The organism is Kribbella swartbergensis (assembly GCF_054784135.1).
The window spans coordinates 1-1123 of sequence record NZ_BAAGPM010000075.1 but is presented as its reverse complement, the minus strand read 5'-3'; the positions used below and the strand labels follow the sequence as shown (position 1 = coordinate 1123).

Genomic DNA, 1123 nt, shown 5'->3' with positions numbered 1-1123 from the left:
AGGCAGCCCATCACAATAACCTCATGGCCGGCATTGAACGGGACCCGACAACTGATCCGATCTTCGAAGCGTTTATCCGCGGCGACATCGACATCACGGATATTCTGCCGGCGATTAGGAGCCTTGATACTGACACTGAGTGAACGGAGCGTTCGGCCCGCTGCGGTTCTCGATCTGATCACAGGGGCTTGCCGTCACTCGTCGCGCTGGCGTCTTGCGCTGCGTCTGTTGGCGACCTCATTGGCCAGCACGGCGAGCCAGGCCAGGGTCAGGACCGCCGCAGGAGACGCGGCTACGGCGAGAAAATACGCCTCATTGATGTAGCCAACCCACAGGGCGCCCCCGCCCACCAGCAGATAGAAGGCCGGCGCAAGAGGATAGTAGAACAGGAACTTGGTTGAACGGACTTGCTGCGGTCGCCTTTCACTCCACCGGTTGGCGATGTCATTGGCCACGACCGCGGCCCACGCCAGAACCAACACGGCGGCCGGCGTGCCGAGAAAGGCCAAGAACCCGAGACCGTCGAGGTCTCCGGTGTGCACAAGGTACCAGCCGATGGCCAACATGATGGCCGGGGGGATCAGGAGCCCGAGAGCATACCTACGCATCATGCCGAGACTTCCACGATTGATCGCACCCAGGACAGGACCGGATGGGCGTCCGCATTCCGATAGACCTGTGCTGGCGGTGCATCGTCTCACTCCCGGACAGCGTTCGTCTGGTCCTGACCGAAGAGGTGATCCCAGTTGCCTGTTTTAAGTTCGGTGGAAGGGACGTCGAGACCCAGCGTCGCCCGCGCCGCCGCCCAAAACCGGAAATCCGCGATTCTCGTCCGGGCATCGATCTTGTGCGTCAGGCTCAGAAGTTCCTGAAGCTGAACGAAGACGGCTGACACGTCCGTTGGCGCCTGAATGCCGGCGGACCCATGCATGGCGCGCTCCAGCCATTCGAGCCCGATCCAATCGACGATGAAGGCCACGAGCGCTGGCGTTCCCTCGAAGGATGCGATCCTGGTTGTTCCGTTCCGGTTGGGTCGCTTCCGTTCCACGACCCGGCCATGTCCCCGACACCAGCGTTCGAAGTCGTACTGCCAATCGTCACGGTCACGGGTCGGCCCTTCAGC

The 1123-nt window shown here is 62.1% G+C and carries 2 protein-coding genes; both read right to left on the bottom strand.

The window, feature by feature from the left end:
• Positions 1 to 194 precede the first annotated feature (194 nt).
• Positions 195 to 608 carry a hypothetical protein gene (locus ACYVOK_RS35900; RefSeq protein WP_460667082.1) on the bottom strand — a complete coding sequence of 138 codons (414 nt, stop codon included), beginning with the start codon at positions 606 to 608 and terminating at the stop codon, positions 195 to 197.
• Between the two features lie 89 nt (positions 609 to 697).
• Positions 698 to 1123: hypothetical protein (locus ACYVOK_RS35895; RefSeq protein ID WP_460667081.1), on the bottom strand; the 426-nt coding region annotated here is incomplete at its 5' end.

Excerpts from the sequence above, each read along its gene's own strand:
- ACYVOK_RS35900 (WP_460667082.1), bottom strand. The coding sequence starts at position 608 with ATGCGTAGGTATGCTCTCGGGCTCCTGATCCCCCCGGCCATCATGTTG.